Below are 18,228 nucleotides of genomic sequence, written 5' to 3' on the forward strand. Positions count from 1 at the left end.
TCTGTGTGACAGTAGTAGGCTCACGCCGTTTGTTGACGAAATACCAGCCGCATCAAGCGGGGTTGAGCAGGGGGAGGCCATGCGCTTTCGCGGGAAGTCCATCCGCCGGAAGATCGTGGCGTTGTTGTTGGTGCCGCTCATTTCCCTCACCGCGCTCTGGGGCTTCGCCACCGTGCTCACCGGTCAGGAAGCGGATCAGCTACTCGACGCCAGTTCCGTTGAGGAGCAGGTCGGTCATCCCATCGAGGATGCCGTCCATGTCATCCAGAAGGAACGCAGGCAGACGCTCGTCTACCTCGCGGACCGCCGGAGTTCCGATGCCCTGCCCACCCTGCGCAAGGAGCGCTCGGCCACCGACCAAGCCATCGCCAAGATCAAGGGCAACGCGGCGAAGTCCGGGGTCCGCGCCGACATGGAGCCCGAGACCGTACAGCGGCTGACCTCGCTCATCGACGCTCTGGACGGCCTCGACGCCCTGCGCCGCTCCGTGGAGAGCGGCACCGTCTCCCGCAGCCAGGCCCTGGAGTTCTACAACCACCTTGTAGACCCCTGCTACTCCTTCCTCCTTTCGCTGCACGCCCTCAACGACGTCGACATGGAGCGCCAGGGCCGCGCGCTCGTCGGCATCGTCCGGGCCCGCGAAATGCTCGCCCGTGAGGACGCGTTGATCGCGTCCGCGCTGGTCACCGACAAGATCACGAGCGACGAGATCCGTGCTCTCACCGACTACGTCGCGCAGCGCAAGCTCTACCACGAGACCAATCTCGAAATCATGCCCGCCAAGGAACGTGCGATCTACGCGGAGTACTGGCGCGGCCCCAAGACCGCGCCCCTGCGCGACGCCGAGGAACGCTTCATCAACGCCGGTCCGGCCAGAAAGATCGGCGCGGCCGAGGCCGGACGCTGGGCGGCCGTGGCCACCCCCGTACTCGACGACCTCGCCCGCGAGGCCGTGGAAGCGAACGACCGCTACCAGGACCGCGTCGAGCCCGCCGCGTACAGCGTCTTCGTCAGGGCGGGCATCGCGGGCGTACTGGGCTTCCTCGCCCTCCTCGTCTCGGTGATCGTCTCCGTACGCATCGGCCGCGACCTCATCCGCGACCTCTCCCGGCTGCGCAAGGAGGCCCACGAGGTCTCCGGTGTCCGCCTGCCCAGCGTGATGCGCCGGCTCGCCGCCGGTGAGCACGTCGACGTCGAGACCGAGGCCCCGCGCCTCGACTACGACAAGGACGAGATCGGCCAGGCGGGGCAGGCGCTCAACACCCTTCAGCGGGCCGCTGTCGAGGCCGCCGTCCGCCAGGCCGACATGCGCCGCGGAGTCTCCGACGTCTTCGTGAACCTCGCCCGCCGCAACCAGGTCCTGCTCCACCGTCAGCTCACGCTCCTCGACGCCATGGAGCGCCGTACCGAGGACACCGAGGAGCTCGCGGACCTGTTCCGCCTCGACCACCTCACCACCCGTATGCGGCGGCACGCCGAGGGCCTGGTGATTCTCTCCGGCGCCGCCCCCTCCCGCCAGTGGCGCAAGCCCGTCCAGCTGATGGACGTCGTACGGGCAGCGGTCGCCGAGGTCGAGGACTACGAGCGCATCGAGGTACGCAGGCTGCCGCGCATCGGCGTCGGCGGCCCGGCGGTCGCCGACCTCACCCACCTCATCGCCGAGCTGCTCGAGAACGCCACGGTGTTCTCGCCTCCGCACACCGCCGTCCAGGTGCACGGCGAGCGAGTCGCCAACGGCTTCACGCTCGAAATCCACGACCGCGGCCTCGGTATGGCCCCCGACGGGCTGCTCGACGCGAATCTGCGGCTCGCCGAGACCCCTGAATTCGAGCTCTCCGACACCGACCGGCTCGGCCTGTTCGTTGTCAGCCGACTCGCCCAGCGCCAGCATGTCCGAGTCTCGCTGCAGCCTTCCCCGTACGGGGGGACCACCGCGGTCGTCTTCATCCCGGCGGCCCTGCTCACCGAGGCCCCGGACACCCAGGGCACCGGCTTCCGCCTCGACCGCAAGAGCGAGAGCGCGGCGGGACGCCGCGGCGGTGGCGGTGGCGGCGGCGGCGACGGCAGGCTCGCGCTGTCCCAGGTACCCGCGGGATTCAACGGCAACGGCTCCACGCTGCTCGACGGGCCTGTCGAACTGGAACCGCCCGTCGGCAGCCTGGGCTACGACGACCGGCGGCCCGCCCGCCGAGGCGCCATGGACGGTACCGCCGACCTCAACGACCACCTCACCGACCTCACCGATGTCGATGACGTCGACGGCTCGGGGAGCGAACGCGGCGGGATCTTCAACTCCCGTGCCCGCAGTAGCAGTGGTAGTAGCGGCAGCAACAGCCGCCGCCGCGAAAGCGCGGACGAGCAGCACCAGCAGGCGCGCGACCAGACGCCCGAGGAGACCGGCGGCCCGATGCCGCTGCCCCGCCGTAACCCCCCGACTCTCGTCACGGACGGAGGCCGCCGAGTGGACGAGCGCGGACGCAGCCACCCCGCCCAGCCCTCCGAGCCCGGACGCGCCGCGAACCCCCTGCCCGCCAATGACCCCCGCACCGCCTCCGGTCCGCGCCCCGTGAAGTGGTCGATCCCCAGACCCGTACCCATGCCGGATCCGACATCGACAGCGGCATCGGCTCCTGCCGCAGCCCAGGGCCCCCGTGGCTCCGAGCCCGGCTCCGCCGCGCCCCCCCTGCTCGACGGCCTGCCGCGGCGCGTTCGCCAGGCCAGCCTCGCCCCCCAGCTCAGGGACGCGGCCAGCGCCCCGGCAGCCGAGCCCGAGCCCGCGTCCGCTCCCGCCACCGAGCAGGAGATCGAGCGTGACGCGGCGCGAGTGCGCAACCGCATGGCCTCCATGCAGCGAGGCTGGCAGCGAGGCCGCAGGAAGAACGCCGAGGGCGCCGAAGCCACTGACACCGACCACGTCACCGACCACGTCATCGACCGCGTCAATGGCGTCGGCGCCGGCGAGACCGCACCAAGAACCACATTGGAGGGGGACGGTCGATGACCGCACCGTACGCCGCAGCACCCAGCACCCAGGGCTCCCACGTCGGCAAGGGGGCCGGCGAGCTCAACTGGCTCCTTGACGAACTGGTCGACCGCGTCGCCAGCATCCACAAGGCACTGGTGCTCTCCGGCGACGGACTGGCCACCGGCGCTTCCCGGGACCTGACCCGTGAGGACAGCGAGCATCTGGCCGCCGTCGCCGCCGGATTCCACAGCCTCGCCAAGGGCGTCGGCCGTCACTTCGAGGCGGGCCGCGTCCGCCAGACCGTGGTGGAAATGGAAGATGCCTTCCTCTTTGTCACGGCGGCGGGTGACGGCAGCTGCCTGGCCGTGCTCGCCGACTCCGATTCCGACGTCGGCCAAGTCGCGTACGAGATGACGCTCATGGTCAAGCGGGTCGGTGTCCACCTCGCCACCGCGCCCCGGACCGGTCTGGCTGCCGGAGGGTGAGTGGACGGCATGAGTGATTCAGCTCACTACGCCCAGCAGCCGCCGCACCACTGGTTCGATGCCGAAGCCGGTCCGGTGGTCCGCCCCTATGCCATGACGCGCGGCCGTACCACGAGCGGGACCCGCCAGCACCTTGATCTGATCGCGCTGGTCGTCCCGGAGGCCGCGGCCGACGACCCCGGACGCGACCAGTCGCTCTCACCTGAACACGTCGAAATTGTCGAGCGCTGCGGCGACATCCCCCAATCGATTGCCGAACTCGCGGCCACCCTGGACCTCCCCGTTGGAGTGGTCCGGGTCCTGGTCGGAGATCTTCTCGAGGACGCCCTGGTGCACGTAACCCGTCCCGTTCCGCCGGCCGAACTGCCGGACGCGAGCATTCTCCAAGAGGTGATCAATGGTCTTCGGGCGCTCTAACCGACATCAGCCTTTCGTCGAACCGGTGGCTCTGAAGATCCTGGTGGCGGGTGGTTTCGGCGTAGGCAAGACAACCCTGGTGGGGGCCGTCAGCGAGATCAGGCCGCTGCGCACCGAGGAGACGCTGAGCGAGGCGGGCCGCCCCGTCGACGACATCGAAGGCGTCGAGGCCAAGACGACCACCACCGTCGCCATGGACTTCGGCCGCATCACGCTCCGCGAGGACCTGGTGCTCTACCTCTTCGGCACCCCCGGTCAGGACCGCTTCTGGTTCCTGTGGGACGAGCTGGCACAGGGTGCCCTGGGCGCGGTGGTCCTCGCCGACACCCGCCGCCTGGAGGACTCGTTCGCCGCGATCGACTACTTCGAGCGGCGCGACATCCCGTTCGCCGTCGCCGTCAACTGCTTCGAGGGCGCGGGCCGGTTCCCGGGCGAGACCGTACGGGCGGCGCTCGACCTCGACATCGAGGTGCCGGTGCTGATGTGCGACGCGCGCCTGCGGGAGTCCGCGAAGGAAGTACTGGTGGCGGTGGTGGAACACGCCCTGGCCCGCGCCGACCGGCAACGCGCTCACGCCACCACGTAATCAGCCCTGCCACATAACCCACATAACCTATATAACTCATATAACCCATGGCCACGGCCCGTACCCCCACCGACCGGGGTACGGGCCGTGAGTCCTGCACGCCGACGGTTCAAGCGCCGCCGCTCTCCTCCCAGCCGAAGCTGCGCTCCACCGCCTTGCGCCAGTTGTGGTACTCGCGCTCGCGGATCTCCGCCTCCATCCGCGGCGACCACTCCACATCACGCTGCCAGTGCGCCTTCAGCTCGTCCAGGCCCGACCACACCCCGGTCGCGAGCCCCGCCGCGTACGCCGCCCCCAGACACGTCGTCTCGGAGACCTTCGGCCGGATGACCGGCACCCCGAGCACATCCGCCTGGTGCTGCATCAGCAGATTGTTGGCGGTCATGCCGCCGTCCACCTTCAGCGTGCTGATCCGCACCCCGGAGTCCTGGTACATCGCGTCGACGACCTCACGCGTCTGCCAGCTCGTCGCCTCCAGCACCGCCCGCGCCAGATGCGCCTTGGTGACATACCTGGTCAGGCCGGTGATCACGCCGCGCGCGTCGGAGCGCCAGTACGGGGCGTAGAGCCCGGAGAAGGCGGGCACGACATACGCCCCGCCGTTGTCCTCCACGCTCGCCGCCAGCGTCTCGATCTCGTCCGCGCTGCGGATGATGCCGAGCTGGTCCCGGAACCACTGCACCAGCGCCCCGGTGATCGCGATCGACCCCTCCAGGCAGTACACCGGCGCCTCGTCGCCGATCTTGTAGCCCATCGTGGTGATCAGCCCGCTCTTGGACGGCACGGGCCTGCTGCCGGTGTTGAGCAGCAGGAAGCTGCCCGTGCCGTACGTGTTCTTCGCCGTGCCCGTGTCGTAACAGGCCTGCCCGAAGATCGCGGCCTGCTGGTCACCGAGGGCCGAGGCCACCGGCACCCCGGCAAGCTGGCCGACCGCCGTCCCATACACTTCCGCCGATGATCTGATCTCCGGCAGCATCGTCTGCGGCACATTCATCGCGGAGAGGATCGACGGATCCCACTGGAGCGTCTGGATGTTCATCAGCATGGTGCGCGAAGCGTTGGTCACATCGGTGACATGGACCCCGCCCTCCGTACCGCCCGTGAGGTTCCAGATCAGCCAGGAGTCGATGGTGCCGAAAGCGATGTCACCGCGCTCGGCGCGGGCGCGCAGTCCGGGCACATTGTCCAGCAGCCAGGCCGCCTTCGGACCGGAGAAGTAGCTGGCGAGCGGCAGCCCGGTCGCGTCCCGGAAGCGGTCCTGCCCGTCCGCGGCGCCCAGCTCGTGGCAGAGCGCGGCCGTACGGGTGTCCTGCCAGACGATCGCGTTGTGCACCGGCTTGCCGGTCGCCCGGTCCCACAGGACCGTCGTCTCCCGCTGATTGGTGATGCCGAGCGCGCTGAGCTGATTGGCGCGCAGCCCGGCTTTGGCGATAGCCCCCGCCACCACTGCCTGGACCTTGGACCAGATCTCGGTCGCGTCGTGCTCCACCCACCCCGGCTTGGGGAAGATCTGACGGTGCTCGCGCTGGTCGACGGCGACGATCGCGCCGTCCTGGTTGAAGATGATGCAGCGGCTGGAGGTGGTGCCCTGGTCGATTGCGGCGACGAATTTGTCCGTCATGACGTCCCCTTGTCGCTAGAAGGCTGCGTTGAAGATGAGGCCGGACAGCAGCCCGCTGATGACGGGTCCGGCCACCGGGACCCAGGCGGCCTGCGGCCTTCGCGACATCTTTCAGTACGTGCCGACGTGCGGCGATGCCGACGAAGAGGCAGTGTTCACCGGCCGTGATGGAGGGTCAAGGTCGTTGACAGCAAGCGCTGTTCACGGCCGATTCGGGCCCTCCGTCCGTTTCGGTCAGTGCCGGGTCCGTGCCGATCCATTGACACGTCCGCGGCGAACGTACGGTGCGAGAGGCCGGACTCAGCGCACGGCGACGACCGCTGAGCCATGGCCGAACAGCCCCTGATTCGCGGTGATCCCGACGCGGGCTCCGGCCACCTGCCGCTCCCCGGCCGCGCCGCGCAGCTGCCAGGTCAGCTCGCAGGCCTGCGCGATGGCCTGAGCGGGCACGGCCTCCCCGAACGACGCGAGTCCGCCGCTGACGTTCACCGGAATACGCCCGCCGAGCGCCGTCACCCCTTCGCGCACCAGCTTGGCCCCCTCCCCCGCGCCGCACAGCCCGAGGTCCTCGTACCACTGCAGCTCCAGCGCGGTGGACAGGTCGTACACCTCGGCCAGCGAGAGATCCTCGGGGCCGATGCCCGCCTCCTCGTACGCCGCGCGGGCGATCGAGGCGCGGAAGGAGTACGGGGATGCCTCCACCGCCACGGCCGATTCGGTCGCGAAGTCGGGGAGGTCGAGCACGGTCTTCGGGTAGGTCGGTGTGACGGTGGAGACCGCGCGGATACGGACCGGATCGGCGGTCCCGTGCCGACGCGCGAATTCCATGCTGCACAGCACCAGCGAGGCCGCGCCGTCGGAGGTCGCGCAGATGTCGAGGAGCCGCAGCGGATCGGCGACCACGGCGGACGCGGCGACCTCCTCGGCCGAGACGGGCTTACGGTAACGGGCGTTCGGGTTGAGCGCCCCCGCCGCCGCGTTCTTCACCTTGACCAGGGCGAAGTCCTCGGGAGTGTCGCCGTACAGGGCCATGCGGCGGCGGGCGTAGAGCCCGAAGTAGGTGGGATTGGTCGCCCCCAGCACCCTGAAGCGCAGCCAGTCCGGATCGTCGGGCCGATCGCCCCCGGCGGGCGCGAAGAAACCCTTCGGCGCCGAGTCCGCGCCCACCACGAGCACCACGTCCGCCATGCCCGCCAGGATCTGGGAGCGGGCGGTGTTGATGGCCTGAGCGCCCGAAGCGCACGCCGCGTAGACACTGGTGACGCGCGCGCCCTGCCAGCCCAGCGCCTGCGCGAACGTCGCCCCCGCCACGTAACCGGGATAGCCGCAGCGCACGGTGTCCGCGCCGACCACCGACCGCACCTGACGCCACTCGATCCCGGCATCGGCGAGCGCGGCCCTGGCGGCTGCCGTCCCGTACAGGACGAAGCTGCGGCCCCATTTGCCCCAGGGGTGCATTCCGGCCCCGAGGACCGCGACGTCGCCGGTCATGACCCGCTCTCCCCGGCCCCGGCCCCGAACCCGGCCCCGGCCCCGGACCCGGCTGTGTGTACGGGCCGCCAGTGCCAGGTCGTCCACACGGTGCGAGTGTGCGCGTCTTCGTTGAGCACTCCCGGCACGACCTCGACCTCCATGCCCACGGCCAGATCGGCGAGAGCAACTCCGGGCGCTCCCTGCCCCAGGATCACCATGCGCTCGGCTTCGAGCTCGACCGCGAGCAGCGTGTACGGCTCCCACTCCGCGTCCGGATCGGAGACGTACGGCGCAGGGGGGCGGTAGCGCCCGTCCGTGTAGGACCACACCCGCCCGCGCTTGGAGAGCGGCACCTCGGCCAGGTCCCCTCCCGAGCAGCCAGGATTGCGGCAGTACGAGTCCTCGCGCGGGAAGAAGACCGCTGAGCAGGCCGTACAACGGGTGGCCAGGAGGCGGAAGTCCTCCTCACCACTGTCGTGTGTGAACCAACCGGCCACTACGGGTGTGCGCGTCAAGATCCCTCCCCGGCCCCCCGAATCTTCTTATCTGACAGTACGTCAGAAAGGAGGAGTGTGCCACGGCTCAGGGATTCGTCATTCGACCCCCCGTAAGGAGAACCGGATGCGCCCGGCGCGCGTCCGATAGCAGTGAACGGGTGGCCGGAACCCACGGGGGTGGTCCCGGCCACCCGTTCCGGGGCCGCCCGCCTTCAGTGACCGGCCACCGAGCGCCGGGCGACCGGGAAGTCGAAGAAGGTGTCCGGGAACGGCTCCGGCTTGTACGTGAAGTGCCACCACTCCTCGGGAAGATTGACGAAGCCGAGCGCGCCCAGGGTGCCCTTCAGTAGCTGCCGGTTGGCCCGCTGCGCGCCCTGAATCCTCGGGTCATCCGTATGTGAGATTGTGTCAAAGCAGTCAAAACCGGCACCCATGTCCACGGAATTGTCCGGGAACCGCTCGGACTGGGGCGCGTAGCACGGTACGAGGGGCTCACCCGGGAAGTACGGCCTGGTCGGCAGGGCCGGCAGTTTCACGACGGTCAGATCGACCGTGCTGCCCCGGCTGTGCCCGGACTTCTCCGCGATGTAACCGTCCGCGAACAGTCGCGACTTGTCGACTTGGGGATAGAACTCCTTCTTCATGGTCTCGTCCTGCAGATCCTGCGCCCACCGCACGAAGTGATCGACGGCACGCTGTGGCCGGTAGCAGTCGTACACCTTCAGCGAGTAACCCTGCCGCAGCAGCTTCAGCTGCGCCTGATGCAGCGCCTGCGCGGCGGGCCGCGTCAGGATGCAGAGCGGCTGGAGGTAGCCGTCCACCGGCTTACCCACGAAGTTGTGCGGGGTCGTGTACCGCATCTCCTGGATGATCGTCGGATCCACGGAGGCGAGCGCCACGAACTCCTTGGGGGCCTTCGGCTCGGGATCGGCCTGTGCGGGCGGGGTGGCGGCCACGGTGACGGCGCAGAGCGCGGCGGCCGTCGCGACCAGAGCGCGGAAGCGGGAGTGGAAGCGCATGCGAAAGAATCGTGTCATGGGCACATCATTTACCAGGTCCCACCCCTGCGCGAAAGGGTGATCGAATACAGTCGGCGCGTGTCTCCCATGTACCGCAACCCGCTGCCCGTCGCCGTCGCGCTGCTGCCCGCGCGCGACGCGTACGGCACCGGACTCGTCGTCATCACCCGCACCATCGAACCGCAGCGCGGCGGCGTCGCCCTGCCCGGCGGCTACATCGACCACACCGAGGAGTGGCAGCACGCGGTCGTACGGGAGCTGGCCGAGGAAACCGGCATCGAGGCGGCACGGGAGGACGTCCGCCTGGCGGACGCGCTGAGCTCACCGGACGGCTATCTGCTGCTGTTCGGCCTGCTGCCGGAACGCGCGGTCTCACAACTGCCGGCGTCGGCACCCACGGACGAGACGGTGGGCTGGCACCTGCTGCGCGCCCCCGAGGAGCTGGCGTTCCCGCTGCACACCATCGCCGTACGGAACTGGTTCGCGGGCCACTACACGTGAGGGTATCCGGGAGGCCCGGAGCAAGGCCCGGTCCGGCCCGGGCCCGACTCAGGGCCAAGGCCGTCAGTCCCGGGTCAGTCCCGGGTCACGGCCCAGGCCATCAACCCCCGCCGCCATCCCGTCCCCGTCCCCGCCCCAGCCCCCGTACCCGCACCGCCCACCTCGGCGCCCCCGAGCCGCCGCCGCCCCCCATCTGCTTCACCACCACCCGCCCGTCCACCACCCGAGTCCCGTACCGCTCCACCTCGCCCCGCTCCCAGCCGTCGCCCACATCCGGGACCACCAGACCGCCACCCGTACGCCCCGCCGCCGGCGCCCACACCTCCAGCTCCATACCGCCGTCCGCGCCCCGTACCGGGATCACCGCACCGCCCCGCGCCAGTACCGGGATACGGGACAGGGACGCGTCCACCACCACCTGACCGGGCCCGTCGTACGCCTGCTCCGTCGCCGTGTCGTACCACCGGCCCCGCGGCAGCCGCACCGCCCGCCGCACCGCCCCGCGCTCCAGCACCGGCGCGACCAGTAACGCGTCACCCAGCAGATAGGCGTCCTCACAGTCGCGCAGCGCCCGGTCCGCCGGAGACCCCCACCACACAGGCCGGGCGTACGGCGCCCCGGTCAGCCCCGCCAGATGCGCGAGCGTGACGAAGTACGGGCGCAGCCGCTCCCGTTCGCGCAGGACGGCCCGCGCGTGCCCAAGCACCTCGGGCCCGAACTCCCACGGCTCCCTGCGCCCCGCGTCGATCGCCGCATGCGTACGGAACAGCGGCAGATACGCCCCCAGCTGGAACCAGCGCAGATACAGCTCGGGCGACGGACTGCCGTCGAAGCCGCCCACATCGGGACCGGAGTACGGCACTCCGCACAACCCGAGCCCCAGCACCAGGGAGAGCGAGGCGCGCAGCCCGGGCCAGCCGGTGGACACATCGCCGGACCAGGTGCCTCCGTACCGCTGCATCCCCGCCCACCCGGAACGAGAGAAGAGGAACGGCCGCTCCTCCGGGCGCAGTCGCCGCAGCGCCTCGTACCCGGCGCGCGCCATGGCGAGCCCGTACAGATTGTGGGCCTCGCGGTGGTCGCCGCCGCGGCCCTCCAGCGCGTGCCGGGCGGAGCGCGGCAGCGTCATGTCGCCGAAGGGAGCGAAGGACACCGGCTCGTTCATGTCGTGCCACACCCCGGCGAAGCCCTGTGCCAGCCGCTCCTCGTACAGCTCCCCCCACCACACTCGCGCGCCCGGATCGGTGAAGTCCGGGTAGACGCAGTCGCCCGGCCAGACGACGCCCCGCACCTCCTTGCCGCGCGCGTCCCGTACGAACGCCCCGGCCGCCGCCCCACTCTCGTACACCGCCGCCCCCGGCTCCGCCTTCACCGCCGGATCCACGATGGAGACCAGCCGCACCCCGTCCTCGCGCAGATCCTTGGCCATCCCCGGCAGATCGGGGAAATGCTCCAGATCGACGGTGAAGACCTGATGCGCGTCGTAGTGGTCGATGTCGAGATGTACGGCGGACAGCGGCAGCTCCCGTTCCCGGTAGCCCGCGACGATCCGGCGCACCTCCTGCTCGCTGCCGAAGCCCCACCGCGCGTGCTGGGGGCCCAGCGCCCACGACGGTGGCAGCGCGGGCGCGCCCGTCAGCTGAGTCCAGCCCGCCAGTACGCGCGCGGGCGTGCCCACCACCACCCAGCAGCGCAGCGGCCCGCCGTCGATACGCACCTCACTGGCGCCGGGCCGGTCATGCCCGGAGCCCGCGCCTTCCTCACCCTCGCGCAGCGTGACGACTCCCTCCCAGGAGTTGTCGTAGAAGGCGAGATGGGTGCCCGCGTCGGAGACCACGAGCTGCACCGGCATGGTGATGTAGAGCGGGTCGTCGCCGGGAACGAAGCCGCCCTTGGGGTCGGTGTTCCACAGCCGGTACGCGCCGTCGCGCAGCCGCGGTCCCGAGGCCCGGCCGCCGAGCCCGAAGAAACGCGCGTCAGCGGGCACTTCGGTCCACTGCGCCCAGCGCGCGGGCCCATCCCCTCCGACCGGCTCCCACCAGCGCGGCGGCAGCTCCCGGCGCAGTACGACACCGCCGGGCGTACGGATCTCGACGGCCCCGTACCGGGAGACCTCGACCGTCACCCGCTCCGACACCACACGCCAGCCGCCGTCCTTGTCGGGCTCCAGCCCGGCCCGCGGATCCGGCTCGGGAGGCGTGCCGTCGAGCGCGTACGACGGCTCCGGCTCCGCCCCGTCCCACCCCCAGAAGACCGCGCCCCCCACCGCGACCCGGATCCGCAGCTCGGAACGGGCGAACCGGACGATCCCGCCCCCTGGCAGCGGCTCGGCGCCGGTCACCTGCCCCGGCACCCTGGCCCGTTCCGCGCCCCGGGGAGGCAGCCCCTGAGCGTCGGTCCGCCGCTGCCGCCATGCCGAGCGCGCCGCCCGTAGTCCTTGCGCCGTGCCGAACGTCCTCACCGAGCGCACCAGCTCACGACCATCCATACGGCTCACCCTGCCACCAGGCCGGGCGCGCAAGGGGTCTGTTCAGCTCCCGTTCACCCGTGGTGGGAGCACATGTTCCGTTGCCTGACCATGGGTGATGGGCCCTGGTGCGGAGGACGATCACATGGCATCGTCCGTCTCAGCTGTGTGACGCGCGCACCCGCCCGTACGGGCGAACACCACGCAGAGCTACCACGCACAGCCACCACGCACAGCCACGGAGATCCACCGGGAGCCGCCCCATGACCTCAGCAGCGAACCCCGCAGGAGCGAACACCGCCCCCCTGTGGCAGCCGGACCCCGCCCGGATCGCCGCCGCCCGGATCACCCGATTCCAGGCGTGGGCCGCCGAGCGCCACGGAGCCCCGGCCGAGGGCGGCTACGCGGCCCTGCACCGCTGGTCCGTCGACGACCTGGAGACCTTCTGGAAGGCCGTCGCCGACTGGTTCGATGTGCGCTTCTCCACACCGTACGAACGGGTCCTCGCCGATGCCGCGATGCCCGGCGCCCAGTGGTTCCCCGGAGCGACGCTCAACTACGCGGAACACGCGCTGCGCACCGCCGAGGACCCAGCCCGCGCCCATGACGCGGCCCTGCTGTATGTGGACGAGACACATGAGCCGACCGCGGTCAGCTGGTCCGAACTCCGCCGCCAGGTGGCGGTGCTCGCCACCGAACTGCGCATCCTCGGCGTACGCCCCGGAGACCGCGTCAGCGGCTACCTCCCCAACATCCCGCAGGCCGTCACCGCGCTGCTCGCCACCGCCGCTGTCGGCGCGGTATGGACCTCCTGCGCCCCCGACTTCGGCGCGCGCAGCGTCCTCGACCGCTTCCAGCAGGTCGAGCCGGTCGTCCTGTTCACCGTCGACGGCTACCGCTACGGCGGCAAGGAACACGACCGCACCGAGACGGTCGCCGAACTGCGCCGCGAACTCCCCACCCTGCGCGCGGTCATCCACATCCCGCTGCTGGGTACCGAGCCCCCCGAAGGCGCGCTCGACTGGTCAACAGTCACCGCGGGCGACACATGGGCCGACGCCCCAGAACCGGTCTTCGAACAGGTCCCCTTCGACCACCCGCTGTGGGTGCTGTACTCCTCCGGCACGACGGGCCTCCCGAAGGCCATCGTCCAGTCGCAGGGCGGCATCCTGCTGGAACACTTCAAACAGCTCGGACTGCACTGCGACCTGGGCCCTGGGGACCGGTTCTTCTGGTTCACCTCGACCGGCTGGATGATGTGGAACCTCCTCGTCTCCGGCCTGCTCACCGGCACCACCGTCGTCCTGTACGACGGCAGCCCCGGGTACCCCGACACCGGCGCCCAGTGGGGCATCGCCGAGCGAACGGGAGCCACCCTCTTCGGTACCTCTGCCGCGTACGTCATGGCCTGCGGCAAGGCGGACGTCCATCCCGCGCGCGACCACGACCTGTCCCGTATCAAATGCGTCGCCACCACCGGCTCCCCGCTCCCGCCCGACGGCTTCCGCTGGCTGCACGACGAAGTGGCGCAGGACCTGTGGATCGCCTCGGTCAGCGGCGGCACCGACGTATGCAGCTGCTTCGCGGGCGGGGTCCCCACACTGCCCGTACACATCGGCGAACTCCAGGCCGCCTGCCTCGGCACGGACCTCCAGGCCTGGGACCCGCAGGGCAAGCCGGTCATCGGCGAGGTCGGCGAACTGATCGTCACCAACCCCATGCCGTCCATGCCGATCCGCTTCTGGAACGACCCCGACGGCAGCCGCTACCGCGAGAGCTACTTCGAGATGTTCCCCGGGGTCTGGCGGCACGGCGACTGGATCACCATCACCGACCGAGGCTCGGTCGTCATCCACGGCCGCTCCGACTCCACCCTGAACCGCCAGGGCGTCCGGATGGGCTCGGCGGACATCTACGAAGCGGTCGAACGCCTTCCCGAGATCCACGAGTCCTTGGTCATCGGCCTGGAGGAGCCGGACGGCGGCTACTGGATGCCGCTCTTCGTCCACCTCGCCCCCGGCGCGACTCTCGACGACGCACTGCGCGCCCGCATCAGGCAAACGATCCGCGAGCAGCTCTCCCCGCGCCATGTCCCGGACGACATCATCGAGGTCCCGGGCGTCCCCCACACGCTGACGGGCAAACGCATTGAAGTCCCGGTCAAACGCCTGCTACAGGGCACACCCCTCACAAAGGCGATCAACCCGGGCTCGGTCGACAACCTGGACCTGCTGCGCTTCTACGAGTCCCTGCCCCGCCCCTCCGGCGATTGAGGCACACCCCCAGCCCCTCCGGCACCCCCAGCCCCTCCGGCGTTTGAGGCGCGGGGTCTGGGGCGGAGCCCCAGTTAAGGGAAGGGGCGGGTAGGGGAACAAGCCCGCCGCAGGCGCCGCCCCCCCCCCCCGCCACCCACCCGCCCACCCCACCCACCCGCACTCCCACTGTCAGTGCCGTCGATTACGGTAAGTCACCAGTAATCACGCCGGCAATCAACCGCACCCAGGGGGAGAAATGGCCTACACCAAAAAGCAAAGGCCGCAAAAGCGACCCAACCACCCCAAGCGACCCAACCCACCCACCCGCAACACCACCCTCCGCCGAACCCTCCGCCGCGAAGCCCCCAGCACTGTCGCCCTCATCGCCGACGAGCACGACTTCACCGCGATGCGCGGCTACCGCACCTTCCCCTTCGACGACCACGCCAGTTACCTACGGCAGGTCGAATCCCTCCTCAAAACCCTCGCTTCCCAGCAGCTGCACACCACCGTCGCCCTCTTCGACCCGGAGGACTTCACGGACTTCTGCGCGGAAGAGGGCCTCGCCCCCGACGACCCCACCAGCCGCAGCCGCTACACCGCTGAAATTGCCGCCCGCGGCACCGGCGTCCGCTACACCGGACAGCCGATCGACCGGCTGCTGCCCCAGCTCATCAGCAAGGCGGTCCGCCAGGCCACCTGGGAGTACGCGACGATGCTGCTCGCCGGCCTCGGAGAGTGCGCCGACTGCGGTCAGGACATCGGCCGGGCAGCCTTCGACCAGGCCTCCAGCATCCTGATGCGGCTGCTCGAAGGGGCAGGACCGGGCGAACACCACCTCGTGTGCAGCGTCCCGGCCCCCGATGAACAGCTCCTCGCCGTCCTCCACGCCGAGGGAGTCACGGCTGTACCCGCCCAGCTGGACGCGTCCGAGGGCGCGGAGTTCGTCACCGTCCTCGCGGCGGGCATCGCCCTCGAAGGCGCCGGGGGAGTGGTGCTGCGTACGAGCGCTCCCGGCACCCCGGACCACCTACGCGGCTGGCGGCTCCACCAGGGCGGCCTGCTCCCGCTGACCGCGGGCGAGGTCTTCAGCGCCTACTGCACGGACGCGGACACCGGCGAACCACTCTCGCCGGAGCCCGGCGTGGAGTACTGCGCGGGTTTCAACATCGCCACTCCCGAAGACCCGGGCCTCCACCACGGAACGTAAACGCAACCGTCACCACGCACGCACGACGAGGGGGCTCCCTACCGCCCCGGCAGGAAGCCCCCTCGTCCCATCTACACGCGCTACACGCGCCTACTCCCCAGACAGCACCGTCTGCGCAGCCACCCGCGCCTCTTCCGCAGTGTCCGAGGCCCGCGCGGCAGCGGCAGCCCGCTCGCACTGCGCGAACGTGTACTTCGCCAGCATCGCCCGCACATACGGAATCGACGCCGCACCCATCGACAGCGAGGTCACACCAAGACCGGTGAGCACACACGCGAGCAGCGGATCGGAGGCAGCCTCACCACACACCCCACAGCTCTTGCCCTCGGCCCGAGCGGCCTCGGCCGACATCGCCACCAGATCCAGCAGCGCCGGCTGCCATGGATCCTGGAGCCGCGACACCGCACCCACCTGACGGTCGGCGGCGAACGTGTACTGCGCGAGATCATTGGTCCCCAACGAAAGGAACTCGACCTCCTGCAGGATCGAACGCGCCCGCAGCGCGGCGGAGGGAATCTCCACCATCGCCCCGAACTTCGCCTGCAACCCGGCCGCGCGGCAGGCGTCCGCGAACGCCCTGGCGTCGGTGCGGTCGGCCACCATCGGCGCCATGACCTCCAGGTACACCGGCATACCCTCGGCAGCCTTGGCCAGCGCGGTCAGCTGCGTGCGCAGCACGTCCGGGTGGTCCAGCAGGCTGCGCAGCCCACGCACACCGAGCGCCGGGTTCGGCTCATCGGCAGGAGTCAGGAAGTCGAGCGGCTTGTCGGCACCGGCGTCCAGCACCCGCACGACCACTCGGCCCTCGGGGAACGCCTCGAGCACCTTGCGATAGGCCTCGACCTGCTTCTCCTCGGAAGGCGCCTGCTTGCTGTCGTCCAGGAACAGGAACTCCGTACGGAACAGCCCCACGCCCTCGGCGCCGGCAGCCACCGCGGCCAGCACATCGGCGGGACCGCCGACATTGGCGAGCAGCGGCACCTTGTGCCCGTCCGACGTCGCACCCGGCCCGCTGGAAGCGGTCAGCGCCTCCTTGCGCTGCGCCGCGGCCGACTCCAGCTGACTGCGCTTCTCGGCGCTCGGCTCCACGAAGATCTCGCCCGTGCTGCCGTCGACGGCGATCAGCGTGCCCTCGGCCAGCTCACTGGCGCCCGGCGTCGCCACCACCGCGGGAACGCCGAGCGCCCGCGCCAGAATCGCGCTGTGACTTGTGGGCCCGCCCTCCTCGGTGACGAACCCGAGCACCAGCGTCGGGTCGAGCAGCGCTGTATCCGCCGGCGCGAGGTCCCGCGCGATCAGTACATACGGCTCGTCGCTGTCCGGCACACCGGGCATCGGCACACCGAGCAGGCGCGCCACGATCCGGTTCCGCACATCGTCGAGGTCGGCGACCCGTCCGGCCAGGTACTCGCCGGCGTTCGCCAGCAGCGCCCGGTACGCGGCGAACGCGTCGTACACCGCACGCTCGGCGGTGCTGCCGACGGCGATGCGCCGCTCCACGTCGGCCATGAGCTCCGGGTCCTGAGCCATCATGGCCTGTGCCTCAAGCACGCCCTGTGCCTCGCCACCCGCCAGGTTGCCCCGAGCGATCAGGTCGGCGGCCACAGCTTCGACGGCTTTGTGAGCGCGCCCCTGTTCACGCCCCGCGTCCTCCGCCGGAATCTGCTTGGCCGGCGGCTCCAGGACCGCCGTGCCCATGTGCCGAACCTCGCCGATTGCCACACCGTGGCTCACGCCGACGCCTCGCAGTGTCTCCATTTGACCGTCTCCGATTGTGCGGCGGCCACGGCCGCCGCGATGGATGTGCAACTCGCCGTCTCCGCGGCGCCGGTGTCACTGCCAGCTGAAGAGGGTGTCCCCGGCCTTCACATCGCCGTTCTCGCGGAGAGCGGAGAGGGAGTCGGCCGTGGCCTCGAGTGCCACGATCGGACAGATGGCGGACTTACCGGCGGCCTCGACGGCCGACGGGTCCCAGCGCACCACAGCCTGCCCGCGCTGAACAGTGTCGCCCTTGTTGACGAGCAGCTCGAAGCCCTCGCCATTGAGCTGCACGGTGTCGATACCGAGGTGGGTCAGCACGCCGTGACCCTCGTCGTCGACGACGACAAAGGCGTGCGGATGCAGGGAGACCACGATGCCGTCAACGGGGGAGACGGCCTCCGACGGCTCACGCACGGGATCAATAGCGGTACCGGGGCCGACCATCGCGCCGGAGAACACCGGGTCCGGCACCTCCGCGAGTGCGATGGCACGTCCGGCAAGAGGGGACGTCACTGTGGTCATGGGGCCTCCCAAGGCCGGAGATTCGTACGGCGTCGACACCGTCTGTCCGGGACAACGCGCTGCTCAGAAGGGTAGGTCATAAGAAGTGTCAGTTCCGTGAGCCGTCTGCCCGCCGATGCACCCGGACGCGCGCCGGAATCGATTTGCCTCGGCTCTAGGCGGCCTGTACTGTCGTACCCCTGCCTGACCCCAACGCGACTCTGAGTCGGGGGTCGGCGGCGACTATCAAAACCTTTGCTATCCCTGATTCTTCTTCCGTGTGTTTGCGGAGACGGTGGTTGGGAAGAGCGAAAAGCCTGATAGAATATGGATACACCGAAGGGAAGCGCCCGGAGGGCCTGTGAAAAGGGCCTGAAGGAAGCGTCCGTTCCTTGAGAACTCAACAGCGTGCCAAAAGTCAACGCCAGATATGTTGATACCCCGGCCTGATGCAGTCTGTGTCAGGTTGG

The 18,228-nt window shown here is 70.2% G+C and carries 14 protein-coding genes; 7 read left to right on the forward strand and 7 right to left on the reverse strand.

Translation table 11 applies throughout. The features are described 5' to 3' along the window. Positions 1-79 precede the first annotated feature (79 nt). From ACIHCQ_RS42100 to ACIHCQ_RS42115, 4 genes are read left to right on the forward strand one after another with little or no spacing between them, the layout of a single operon-like run. Positions 80-3,001 carry a nitrate- and nitrite sensing domain-containing protein gene (locus ACIHCQ_RS42100; RefSeq protein WP_399674297.1) on the forward strand — a complete coding sequence of 974 codons (2,922 nt, stop codon included), beginning with the start codon at positions 80-82 and terminating at the stop codon, positions 2,999-3,001. After that, the gene (locus ACIHCQ_RS42105; RefSeq protein ID WP_399674299.1) at positions 2,998-3,450 is read left to right on the forward strand and encodes a roadblock/LC7 domain-containing protein; all 453 of its coding nucleotides are present in this window, start codon (positions 2,998-3,000) and stop codon (positions 3,448-3,450) included. Before ACIHCQ_RS42100 ends, ACIHCQ_RS42105 begins: the two co-directional genes overlap by 4 nt. 9 nt (positions 3,451-3,459) lie before the next feature. Beyond that, positions 3,460-3,867 carry a DUF742 domain-containing protein gene (locus ACIHCQ_RS42110; protein ID WP_399674301.1) on the forward strand — a complete coding sequence of 136 codons (408 nt, stop codon included), beginning with the start codon at positions 3,460-3,462 and terminating at the stop codon, positions 3,865-3,867. Beyond that, positions 3,848-4,453 carry a GTP-binding protein gene (locus ACIHCQ_RS42115; protein WP_399674302.1) on the forward strand — a complete coding sequence of 202 codons (606 nt, stop codon included), beginning with the start codon at positions 3,848-3,850 and terminating at the stop codon, positions 4,451-4,453. Before ACIHCQ_RS42110 ends, ACIHCQ_RS42115 begins: the two co-directional genes overlap by 20 nt. A 109-nt stretch (positions 4,454-4,562) precedes the next feature. Here ACIHCQ_RS42115 and glpK read toward each other — a convergent pair whose 3' ends face one another. The 4 genes from glpK to ACIHCQ_RS42135 form a co-directional block, all read right to left on the reverse strand. Then, positions 4,563-6,074, reverse strand: coding sequence for a glycerol kinase GlpK (gene glpK, locus ACIHCQ_RS42120; protein ID WP_399674303.1), 1,512 nt, complete (start codon positions 6,072-6,074; stop codon positions 4,563-4,565). Positions 6,075-6,374: 300 nt separating this feature from the next. Next, positions 6,375-7,565, reverse strand: a complete 1,191-nt coding sequence (locus tag ACIHCQ_RS42125; RefSeq protein ID WP_399674304.1) for a lipid-transfer protein — start codon at positions 7,563-7,565, stop codon at positions 6,375-6,377. Continuing rightward, a complete protein-coding gene (locus ACIHCQ_RS42130; protein ID WP_399674305.1) occupies positions 7,562-8,062 on the reverse strand; it encodes a Zn-ribbon domain-containing OB-fold protein in 501 nt (166 codons plus the stop codon). The genes ACIHCQ_RS42125 and ACIHCQ_RS42130 overlap by 4 nt, the downstream gene beginning before the upstream one ends. Before the next feature lie 194 nt (positions 8,063-8,256). Beyond that, complete coding sequence (locus tag ACIHCQ_RS42135; RefSeq protein ID WP_399674306.1) at positions 8,257-9,081, reverse strand: M15 family metallopeptidase; 825 nt, start codon at positions 9,079-9,081, stop codon at positions 8,257-8,259. Positions 9,082-9,150: 69 nt separating this feature from the next. Here ACIHCQ_RS42135 and ACIHCQ_RS42140 point away from each other — a divergent pair, with 69 nt between their 5' ends. Further along, the gene (locus tag ACIHCQ_RS42140; RefSeq protein ID WP_399674320.1) at positions 9,151-9,564 is read left to right on the forward strand and encodes an NUDIX domain-containing protein; all 414 of its coding nucleotides are present in this window, start codon (positions 9,151-9,153) and stop codon (positions 9,562-9,564) included. Between the two features lie 100 nt (positions 9,565-9,664). Here the strand turns inward: ACIHCQ_RS42140 and ACIHCQ_RS42145 are convergent, their stop codons facing one another. Beyond that, positions 9,665-12,052, reverse strand: coding sequence for a glycoside hydrolase family 31 protein (locus ACIHCQ_RS42145; protein ID WP_399674308.1), 2,388 nt, complete (start codon positions 12,050-12,052; stop codon positions 9,665-9,667). 242 nt (positions 12,053-12,294) lie between these two features. Between ACIHCQ_RS42145 and ACIHCQ_RS42150 the strand changes: the two genes are divergently transcribed. Both ACIHCQ_RS42150 and ACIHCQ_RS42155 read left to right on the forward strand, forming a co-directional pair. Further along, positions 12,295-14,304, forward strand: coding sequence for an acetoacetate--CoA ligase (locus ACIHCQ_RS42150; RefSeq protein ID WP_399674310.1), 2,010 nt, complete (start codon positions 12,295-12,297; stop codon positions 14,302-14,304). A 238-nt stretch (positions 14,305-14,542) separates the two neighbouring features. After that, on the forward strand, positions 14,543-15,496 hold the full coding sequence (locus ACIHCQ_RS42155; RefSeq protein ID WP_399674311.1) for a hypothetical protein: 954 nt from the start codon (positions 14,543-14,545) through the stop codon (positions 15,494-15,496). A gap of 90 nt (positions 15,497-15,586) precedes the next feature. Here the strand turns inward: ACIHCQ_RS42155 and ptsP are convergent, their stop codons facing one another. Both ptsP and ACIHCQ_RS42165 read right to left on the reverse strand, forming a co-directional pair. Beyond that, a complete protein-coding gene (gene ptsP / locus ACIHCQ_RS42160; protein ID WP_399674313.1) occupies positions 15,587-17,254 on the reverse strand; it encodes a phosphoenolpyruvate--protein phosphotransferase in 1,668 nt (555 codons plus the stop codon). A 75-nt stretch (positions 17,255-17,329) separates the two neighbouring features. Further along, entirely contained in the window at positions 17,330-17,779 is a 450-nt protein-coding gene (locus ACIHCQ_RS42165) for a PTS glucose transporter subunit IIA (protein WP_399674315.1), read from the reverse strand. Positions 17,780-18,228 lie beyond the last annotated feature (449 nt).

The organism is Streptomyces sp. NPDC052236, assembly GCF_044548015.1.
In the GTDB taxonomy this organism is placed as follows: Bacteria; Actinomycetota; Actinomycetes; order Streptomycetales; family Streptomycetaceae; genus Streptomyces.